The organism is Streptomyces sp. NPDC059957, assembly GCF_042730015.1.
In the GTDB taxonomy this organism is placed as follows: Bacteria; Actinomycetota; Actinomycetes; order Streptomycetales; family Streptomycetaceae; genus Streptomyces.
The window spans coordinates 11,461-20,994 of the sequence record NZ_JBHWMB010000109.1 but is presented as its reverse complement, the minus strand read 5'-3'; the positions used below and the strand labels follow the sequence as shown (position 1 = coordinate 20,994).

Sequence of the window (9,534 nt, the reverse complement as noted above, 5' to 3'; positions counted from 1 at the left end):
GCCCCCCCACCGGTTGGGTGTTGTGAGGGGGAGGAAAGGGAGGAGGGGGGCGGGGCGGCCGGGAAAAGGGGGGCCCCCCCCCTGCTTTGGTTGGTGGCGAACTGTCCTGGCCCCCGGGCCCTCGTACGTACGGCATGAGCGGGGGGTCAGTGGGCGGCGGCGCCCTGGGTGATGCCGAGGGCGGCCGAGTACTGCGCGACGGCCAGCTTGCCGAGCGCCGGGTAGGCGCCGAGCACGTCGGCGGTGCTGCAGCCGGCCTCCTTGCAGGCGGTGTCGAGGAGTCCCTCGGTGGCCTCCGGGCCGATCAGGTACGGGGCCAGCGCGAGCTGCGTCGAACCCTCGCGGCGGAGCTGGTCGGCGATCGCGGCCACCGAACCCTCCTCGTCCAGCGCGGCGGCCATCACCGGCACGGCGAGACGGGCGGCCAGCAGCATGCCGGTGATGCCCGCGGCCTGTACGGCCTCCTCGCCGCCGGTGGCGACCAGGACGATGCCGTCGGCGGCCGTGGTCACGCTGAAGAGCCTGGCCCGGTCGGCGCGGGCGAGACCGGCCTCGGACAGCCGCACGTGCAGCGCCTCGGCGAGCAGCGGGTGCGGGCCGAGCGGGTCGGCCAGCTCGGCGGCGGCCGAGGAGTCCATCAGGGCCTGGCGCACGCGGCGCAGCAGATCCCCGTCGGGGCCGGCCAGCAGGGGCACGACCACGGCGTCCGGGCCGGTCGGCGCGGGCACCTCTTGGCCGGCGGCGCGGGCAGCCTCCGCGCGCGCGGCGCGGTCGTGGGCGACGGCGTTCAGCGCGCCGGACAGGGACGGGAACTCGGTGTCGTCGTCACCGTCGAGGAAACCGACCCGGGCGTCCAGGCCCGGCAGCTCGGAGCGGCCGATGCTGATGATCTCTTCCGCCAGCCCCCGCGTGGCGGCCGAGGGGGCACCGGGCACGGCGAGCACCAGCGCGGGCGCGCCCTCTGGCGCCACCGCGGGCTCGGGCCGGCGGTGCCGTCCGGTCTGGCGGGGTCGCGGCATTCGTACGGGCAGGCCATTTGCGGGCCCAGTGGGGGAGCTCATGGCGCCGCATGCTACTGGTTTATCGAAACCGGGTGTTCGGGCAGGGCCTTCTCCGGCGGCATCTGTCCGTATTTATCCGAGGAATGTCAGATACCGTTCAGGCCTTCGGTCACCTCTTGGGTCACCGCGCCGGTCACTCCGTGGCGGGAAGCCGCCAGTCCACGGGCTGCGCGCCTTGGCGGACCAGCAGGTCGTTCGTCCTGCTGAACGGCCTGGACCCGAAGAACCCGTTGTCCGCGGACATCGGGGACGGGTGCACCGATTCCACGGCCGGCAGATCGCCCAGCAGCGGCCGCAGGTTGCGCGCCTCGCGCCCCCACAGCACCGACACCAGGGGCTTGCCGCGGGCCGCGAGCGCGCGGATGGCCTGCTCGGTCACCGGCTCCCAGCCCTTGCCGCGGTGGCCGTTGGTCTTGCGCGGGGCCGTGGTGAGCGAGCGGTTCAGCAGCAGGACGCCCTGCCGGGTCCACGGGGTCAGATCCCCGTTCCGGGGCTTGCCCGTGCCGAGATCGGCGTGCAGTTCGCGGAAGATGTTGTCGAGGCTCGGCGGCCACGGGCTGACTTCGGGGGCCACGGAGAAGGACAGGCCCATCGCGTGCCCCGGCGTCGGATACGGATCCTGCCCGACGATCAGCACCTTCACCTCGTCGAAGGGTTGCTGAAACGCGCGCAGCACGTTCGCGCCCGCGGGCACGTAGGTCCTGCCCGCCGCGATCTCCGCGCGCAGGAAGTCGCCCATCGCGGCGATCTGCGCCGCCACAGGCTCCAGAGCCCGGGCCCAGCCCGGCTCGACGATCTCGTTCAACGGTCGTGCTGCCACGATGGATCACTCTAGTGGCCCAACCCGCCGCCCGGCTCCACGCTCACCGCATCTGCGCGCAGCGCAGGGGGTCAGCGCAGGGGGTCAGCGCAGGGGGTCAGCGCAGGGGCGCGGCCCCGGTCATCGGCCGGCGCTGGAGCAGACGGAGACGGTCGGCGACGAACGCCCACTCCAGGTCCTGGGTTCCGCCGAAGACCTGCTCGCAGCGGGCGGTGAGTTCCAGCAGGCTCTCCAACCGCGTCTCGTCGAGGCAGAGTCGGTGGATCCGGTCGGCGGGGACCGGGACCTGGCTCGTTCCGCCGGCCGGCGCGGGCTCCACGGCCAGGTCCTTCCTGCCCGCCGTGCGCTCGATCACCCGGCCGTCGCGGCGGACCCGGTAGTGATCCGGTATGACCAGACCGCCGACCACGGCTTCGCCCAGACCCCAACTCGCCTCGATCACCCGGACGTCGGAGCCGTCGAGGGGATCTCGGGAGAACAGGACTCCGGCGCACTCGGGTAGCACCAACTCCTGCACCACCACTGCCACTCGGGGCCGGCCGGGCAGCCCGAGGCGCACGCGGTAGGCGAGCGCGGCGGCCGAGTGCGCAGAATCCCTCACCCTCGCGACCGCCTCGGTCAGCCCGTCCGGACCACGGACGTTGAGGCAGGTGAGGTGCTGTCCGGCGAAGCTCGCCGCGGCCGAGTCCTCGCCCAGCGCGGAGGAACGCACGGCCAGCCCGCCGCCCTGCAAAGCGGCGGTCGACACGTGCAGGGCGGCGAGCGCCTCGTCGTCGCCTGCTGCGACGGCGTCGACGAACAGCCAGTCCAGGGCGATTCCCTCCGGTACGGGCAGACCCGCCCGAGCGGCGGCCGCGAGCTGCGAGGACTTTCCGCCGTACAGGCTCTCGTCGGTGGCCGTGCGGAGCGGCACGGGGGCGGACCACGTCCTCTGCGACAGCGAACCCGTCATCGGACCACCGCCGCCTCTCCGGCCAGGCCGTCGACCCGCACCCGGGCGCCGTCGGGTATCACCGCCGTGGCATCAGTGCATCCGACGACGCCGGGGATGGCGAACTCGCGGGCGACGATGGCGGCGTGGGACAGTGCCCCGCCGCGGTCGGTGACGATCGCGCCGAGAAGTGGCAGGACGATGTTGAAGGCCGTGGTGGTCGCATCGGTGACCAGGACGTCGCCCGGCCGGATGCGGTCGAACTCGGGCACGCCGCTGATCACGCGTGCCGTGCCCTCGTACACGCCCGGGCTCGCGCCGAGCCCGTGCACGGTCCGCCCCTCGGTCCGGGCTGCCGGGTTGGAGAACATGGCAAGGACGACGGCCCCGAGGGCGCGTTCGAGGCGTGCCGCGGCGGGCGGCAGCCAATCGGGCGGCAGCGGGTCGCCCGGCGGGGGACCCAGCACCGGCGGCGCGTCCGCGTACCGGGCGTGGTCGCGGTAGTGCGCCCTCGCGGCGAGTTCTGCGGCGTCGGGCCCGGCCCCCGTGAGGACCAGGGCGCGCAGCTCGGCGTAGTCCGCTTCGGCCAGGTGGGCGGGTGTGTGGATCCTGCCCTGCTCGGTGAGCCGTCGGCCGGCCTCCAGGATGGAGCGCCGGGTGAGGCCGATGGCCGGCAGGTCCGCGCACGACCCGCGCTCGTCGCGCAGCCGGGAGACCAGCCGCGCCTCGGCGAGCAGCTCGTCGAAGCGGGAGCGGTGCGGCGCGGGTACGGCGTTGCGAAGATCGGCCGCCGCGTCGGCGCGCTGGTCGGCGCGGGCGTCCGCCCGGCGGCTCGTGGAGGAGGAGACCGCCGAGCGAATGGCCGCGAGCACGAGGGCGGGCAGCTCCGCCACGCAGGGATCACCCACGTCCTCGCCATTGACGGGACGCCAGCCCGCCGTCTCCAGGTACTCGGCGAGGGCGGTGCTCGTACGTCCCGCGACGGCCCCCAGCGCCTCCAGCAGCTCCTGGGGCCGTGCCGGGGAGGCGAGTAGCTCGCTCGCCCGGGGGTCCGCCGCCACGGCGGCGGCCAGCTCGGCCAGCTCCTCCCGGTCCGCCAGCGGGTCGGGGCTCGATCCGGCCAGCGGGGCCAGGATCTCGCCGGTGGTGCGCCCGGTCCACTCCTGACAGTGGGCGAGCAGATCGCCCATCGGCAGCAGTGCCGGCATGTTGAACAGGTGGTGCAGGTAGCCGGCTCGGCGCTGGTGTTCCCGGCACCGGTCGAGGTAGGCGAGCAGACTTCCGGTATCGAGGAGACCGGGCTCGACCTGCCGCAGTTCGTGCCGCTCGCGCTGGAGCCCGGGTCTGACCTCCTCGTCCCAGCGGCGCAGGTCCTCGCGCCACAGCTTGCGCTCGAAGACGGTCGCACTGGTCGCGAGCCGCTTGCGGATCTCGGGATGTTCGGCGGCAAGGCGTTCCCAGATCTCCCTCGGCGGGTGGTCCGTGGCGTCCGGCGGGGCTCCCAGCGGCTGGGGATGGTAGTAGCAGAAGCCGTTGACGAAGGCCCAGTCCAGCCGTTCGAGCAGCGACCCGTACCGGCGCAGGCTCTCTCCGAAGCCGCGGTGCATCTCCTCGACGAAGATCTCCGCGTGGAACCTGGTCACCGGGCGGGTGAAGTGGGTCGGGTCCAGGAACCAGGTACCCGGCCCCGGTGGAGCGAAAGTGCGTTCCGTGGCGATGCTCATGGCTCTCCTCCTCGCCGGTCATCTGCCATGGGGCGTAGCGGGCCGTCCGGGTCTCGCCGCAGTTCGTCCGTGAGCACCCGCACCGCCCAGGCGGCGGCCATGCCGGCCTCCGCCCCGTCAAGGCCGGCCTGCAGCCGCATCGCCTGCCAGGCAGGGGCGCTCACCAGCAGGTACACCACGGCGACCGCACGGCGGCGGGCTACCGGGTCGGCCTCCGCCGTGAGCTCGGCCAGCGCCGCCTCCACCGAGTGGAACCGGTGCCTGCGGCCCTGTTCCCGCAGCGGCCGGGCCGCCTTGGAGTTCAGCATGGCGAGGATCAGCGGCGCGTGCTCGTCGTACGAGCGGTAGAGCTCGGGCGCCACGCGGCGCAGCCCGTCCAAGGTGTCCGGGTAGGACTGCATGAGCACGTGCAGATTCTCCTGGGCCCACCCGCTCCAGGCCGCGAAGAGCGCCTCCCTGCTGGGGAAGTGCCGGTAGACGGTGCGGACGGCAACGCCTGCGCGCTCCGCCACGAGCGGGATGGTCAGCTCCTGGACGCTCTCGTCGGCGATGGCCTCGGTGAGCGCGGCGAGGATCAGCTGTCGGGTCTGCTCAAGCTGCCCGGCACGCAGCGGACTCTCGTACGCGCGCTTCTCTTTCATGGCACGCTGACGGTACTCCAATTCATACCAAACTGTCAATAAACGGTATATATCGCCCATGGGGCCGCGCGGCCGGCCGTGCGGCCCCAGTCGCGTGCCTCCGGCACCTCACCGGCGGCCCGTTGTCGCTTCGATACCTGTTCGCAACAGGTTCGATTGCTCCAACTCCCGATTCAGGGCGTCCCCTTCAACACCGACGACGTTCGAGGGAGACCATATGGAGCCCCACGAGGACCGCATGCCCGCCGCGCCCCGCACGCCCAGTACCCCCGGCACGCCCAGTACCCCCGGCACGTCCCGCAGCATCCGCCCGGCCCGGCGGAGAACCTACGGCAGACTGACCGCCGCGCTCCTCGCCGGCGGCCTCCTGCTGACCGGCTGCGGAAGCGGCGGTGCGAGCCGCAGCGCCGACGGGGAGTGGAAGGGCGGCGACTCCGGGCCACGGCCGTCCGCCACCCGGCCCGGCGGAGAAACCACGGAAGGCGAGAGCGACGGACGGCGTCCCACCGCACCGCCGGCCGACTACCTCTCCACCTTCGCGCTCGACGTGGACACCGCCAGCTACGGGTACGCCCGCCGCACCCTCGCGGACGGCAAGCTCCCCGACCCCGCCACCGTGCGCCCCGAGGAGTTCGTCAACAGCTTCCGCCAGGACTACCAGGAGCCCGACGGCGACGGCTTCTCCGTCACCGTCGACGGGGCCCGCACCACCGAGCCGAACTGGTCCCTGGTCCGCGTCGGCCTCGCCACCCGCGTCGGCAACGGCGGAGCCGACGGTGCCGAGGCCCGGCCGCCCGCGGCGCTCACCTTCGTCGTCGACGTCTCCGGTTCCATGGCCGAGCCCGGCCGTCTCGACCTCGTCCGCAGCTCCATGAAGCTGATGACCGACCAGCTCCGCGAAGACGACTCGGTCGCCGTCGTCACCTTCAGCGGCAAGGCCCAGACCCGGCTGCCGATGACCCGGGTCGAGGGGCACCGCGACCAGATCCACGAGGTGGTCTCCGCACTGCGCACCGCCGACTCGACCAACGTGGAGGCCGGGGTGGTCCGCGGGTACGAGGTCGCGGTCGCCTCGCTGCGGCCCGGCGCCACCAACCGGGTCGTCCTGCTCTCCGACGCCCTGGCCAACACCGGTGCCACCTCCGCCGAAACGATCCTGAACCGGATCGGCGAAGCCCGGAGCAAGCACGGCATCACCCTGTTCGGCGTCGGCGTGGGCAGCCAGTACAACGACGCCTTCATGGAGCAGCTCGCCGACCGGGGCGACGGGCACACCACCTACGTCTCCGACGCGGAGGGCGCCCGCAAGGTGTTCTGCGAGGACCTCCCGGCGCAGGTGCAGCTGCGGGCCCGCGACGCCAAGGCGCAGGTCGCCTTCGACCCGCAGACCGTCGAACGGTTCCGGCTGATCGGCTACGACGACCGCCGCGTCGCCGACGGCGACTTCAGGAACGACACCGTGGACGGGGGCGAGGTCGGCTCCGGCCACACCGTGACCGCCCTGTACGCGGTACGGCTGCGCCCCGGCGCCACCGGACACCTGGCGACGGCGACGGTGCGCTGGCTGGACCCGCGCACCCGGGCGCCGCACGAGGAGTCCGGCAAGATCGAGGCGGCGGAGCTGTCCGGCGACGTGTGGACCGGGGCGTCCGACCGCTTCCAGGTCACCGCGGTGGCGGCCTACTTCGCCTCCGCCCTGCGCGAGCGCGACGGCGGCTGGGAGCGGGTGCCGGGCGCCGTCCCGCTGGGCACCCTGGCCGGGCACGCGGAACGGCTGGCGGGGAGCACCGAGGATTCGGCCGTACGCCAGCTGGCGCAGGCCCTGCGCGAGGCCCGGACGCTCACCGGCTGAGGCCCGGGCGGGGGTGGGCGCGGGTGCGGGCCGCCGTTGCTAGCCGTCCAGTACGGCGGCCCGTACGCACAGGACGTCGGGGAGGTGCTCGGCCAGCAACTGCCAGCTGTCCCCGTCGTCCTGGCTGGCGTACAGCTCGCCGTTGCGGTTGCCGAAGTAGATCCCGGCCGGGTCCGCGTCGTCCGTGCAGAGCGCGTCCCGGAGCACCGTGCCGTAGTGGTCCCCGGCCGGCAGGCCCTTCGTCAGGGGCTCCCAGCTGGCACCCGCGTCCGTGGTGCGGAAGACCCGGCAGCGGTGTTCCGCAGGGACGCGGTCGGAGTCGGCGTTGAGCGGGAAGACGTAGGCGGTGCCGGGCCGGTGCGGGTGGGCGGCCACCGCGAAGCCGAAGTCGGAGGGCAGGCCGCCTCCGATGTCCGTCCACCGGGTCCCGGCGTCGTCGCTGCGGTAGACGCCCCAGTGGTTCTGCAGGTAGAGCCGGCCGGTGTCCCCGGCGTCCTGGGCGATCTTGTGGACGCACTGGCCGAACTCGGGGTCCGGATCGGGCAGGAACACCGCCGAGACCCCGTGGTTGGAGGGGGCCCAGCTGGCCCCGCCGTCCGTGGTCCGGAACACCCCGGCCGTGGAGACCGCCACCGTGACCAGGTCGGGGTCGCCCGGGTTGGTGATCACCGTGTGCAGACCCTCGCCGCCGCCGCCCGGGACCCACTTGTCCCGGGTCGGGTGCTCCCACAGGGGGCGGACCAGCTCGAAGGACTCGCCGCGGTCGGCCGAGCGGAACAGCGCGGCCGGTTCGGTGCCCGCGTAGACCACGCCGGGGGCCTCGGGGCCGGCCGGATGGAGCTGCCAGACCCGTTCCAGGGAGGCTCCGGTGTCCTCGGGGAACTTCACGGCGGCCGCGGCGGGCTCCCGCCAGGTCGCGCCCAGGTCGTCGGAGCTGAAGACGGACGGTCCCCAGTGGGTGCTGTCCCCGGCGACCAGCAGTCTGGGCGCGCCGCCGCGCCGGTCGATGGCGACGGCCGAGACCGCCTGGGCGTTGAACTGCGGCTCGCCGAACTCCCAGGCGCCGCCGGATCCCCGGCGGCCGATGAACAGTCCCTTGCGGGTCCCCGCGAGCAGTACCACGTCGGTCATGGCCGACACCTCCGGACGTCTTTGTCCTGCACGGCAGCTTTTCCGCCAGTCTGCACCCGACCACTGACAGGGGCAGGTCGCGGCGCGCGAGCCCACCCCGTCGTACGAGAGGCTTCGTACTACGAGGGTTTTCGTAGTACGGTGACTCTCGTACTTAGCGGCCGGTTCCCCCGGCACGCTTCCGGTCGCCCCTGGAGACCCCTCATGAGTGCTGCCCCCGTTTCCTTCACCGCCCTGTTCCAGCCGTGGACCATCCGCTCGGTCACCGTCCCGAACCGGGTGTGGATGGCCGCGATGTGCCAGTACAGCGCCGAGCCCTCCGGTCCGGAGGCCGGGGTCGCCCACGACTGGCACTTCGCGCACTACGCGGCCCGCGCCACCGGCGGCGCCGGCCTCATCGTCCAGGAGGCCACGGCCGTCTCCCCCGAGGGGCGGATCTCCCCGTACGACCTCGGCATCTGGAACGACACGCAGGTCGAGGCGCTGCGCCGGATCACCTCCTTCGTGAAGGCCCAGGGCGCGGTCCCCGGCATCCAGCTCGCCCATGCCGGCCGCAAGGCCTCCACCGACCGCCCCTGGAAGGGCGGCCGGCCCGTCGGGCCCGAGGCGCACGGCTGGCGCCCCAGCGCCCCGAGCCCCGTGCCGTTCTCCGCGGACCACCAGGTCCCGCACGAGCTGACGGTCCGGGAGATCGGTGACGTCGTGGAGCAGTTCGCGGCCGCCGCCCGGCGCGCGCTCGCCGCCGGCTACCAGGTCGTCGAGGTCCACGGCGCCCACGGCTACCTGATCGGCGAGTTCCTCTCCCCGCACAGCAACAAGCGCACCGACGAGTACGGCGGCTCCTTCGAGAACCGCACCCGCCTCGCCCTCGAAGTCGTCGACGCCGTACGGGCGGTGTGGCCCGAGGAGCTGCCGCTGTTCTTCCGGATCTCCGCCACCGACTGGCTGGAGGAGGGCGGATGGACCGCGGACGAGACGGTCCGGCTGGCCGGACTGCTCGTGGAGCACGGCGTGGACCTCCTCGACGTCTCCACCGGCGGCCTCGCGCCCGGCGTGACGATCCCCGTCGGCCCCGGCTACCAGGTGCCCTTCGCGGCCCGGGTCAAGGCGGAGACCACCCTGCCGGTCGCCGCCGTGGGCCTGATCACCGAACCCGAGCAGGCCGAGAAGATCCTGGCCAACGGCGAGGCCGACGCCGTGCTGCTGGGCCGCGAACTGCTCCGCGACCCGTTCTGGGCCCGCCGCGCCGCCGCCGAGCTCGGCGCGGAGATCCGTACGCCCGAGCAGTACCTGCGTTCGTGGTGAACCGGTGCGGGGCGGGGGGCCGGGTTCCACGCCACACCCCGCCGTTCGGCTCCGCTCCCCCCATGGTTC

8 protein-coding genes are annotated in these 9,534 nt (G+C 73.5%); 2 read left to right on the top strand and 6 right to left on the bottom strand.

Annotated elements, in window-relative coordinates; translation table 11 throughout:
- Positions 1-146: 146 nt before the first annotated feature.
- From ACFWBW_RS38865 to ACFWBW_RS38845, 5 genes are all read right to left on the bottom strand, one after another.
- Positions 147-1,061: a sirohydrochlorin chelatase gene (locus ACFWBW_RS38865; protein WP_385383632.1), complete on the bottom strand. Its 915-nt coding sequence runs from the start codon at positions 1,059-1,061 to the stop codon at positions 147-149.
- Positions 1,062-1,194: 133 nt separating this feature from the next.
- A complete protein-coding gene (locus tag ACFWBW_RS38860) occupies positions 1,195-1,881 on the bottom strand; it encodes a uracil-DNA glycosylase (protein WP_385383629.1) in 687 nt (228 codons plus the stop codon).
- A gap of 97 nt (positions 1,882-1,978) precedes the next feature.
- Complete coding sequence (locus ACFWBW_RS38855) at positions 1,979-2,794, bottom strand: PEP/pyruvate-binding domain-containing protein (protein WP_385383626.1); 816 nt, start codon at positions 2,792-2,794, stop codon at positions 1,979-1,981.
- 35 nt (positions 2,795-2,829) lie between these two features.
- Complete coding sequence (locus ACFWBW_RS38850) at positions 2,830-4,536, bottom strand: PEP-utilizing enzyme (RefSeq protein WP_385383623.1); 1,707 nt, start codon at positions 4,534-4,536, stop codon at positions 2,830-2,832.
- Positions 4,533-5,177, bottom strand: coding sequence for a TetR/AcrR family transcriptional regulator (locus tag ACFWBW_RS38845; RefSeq protein ID WP_385383620.1), 645 nt, complete (start codon positions 5,175-5,177; stop codon positions 4,533-4,535). Before ACFWBW_RS38845 ends, ACFWBW_RS38850 begins: the two co-directional genes overlap by 4 nt.
- A 217-nt stretch (positions 5,178-5,394) precedes the next feature.
- Between ACFWBW_RS38845 and ACFWBW_RS38840 the strand changes: the two genes are divergently transcribed.
- The gene (locus ACFWBW_RS38840) at positions 5,395-7,029 is read left to right on the top strand and encodes a von Willebrand factor type A domain-containing protein (protein WP_385383617.1); all 1,635 of its coding nucleotides are present in this window, start codon (positions 5,395-5,397) and stop codon (positions 7,027-7,029) included.
- A 39-nt stretch (positions 7,030-7,068) separates the two neighbouring features.
- Here the strand turns inward: ACFWBW_RS38840 and ACFWBW_RS38835 are convergent, their stop codons facing one another.
- A complete protein-coding gene (locus ACFWBW_RS38835; RefSeq protein WP_385383615.1) occupies positions 7,069-8,160 on the bottom strand; it encodes a WD40/YVTN/BNR-like repeat-containing protein in 1,092 nt (363 codons plus the stop codon).
- Positions 8,161-8,364: 204 nt separating this feature from the next.
- Here ACFWBW_RS38835 and ACFWBW_RS38830 point away from each other — a divergent pair, with 204 nt between their 5' ends.
- Positions 8,365-9,465 (top strand): NADH:flavin oxidoreductase/NADH oxidase, encoded by a 1,101-nt coding sequence (locus ACFWBW_RS38830; protein ID WP_385383612.1) that lies wholly within the window; start codon positions 8,365-8,367, stop codon positions 9,463-9,465.
- The last annotated feature ends 69 nt before the right edge of the window (positions 9,466-9,534 follow it).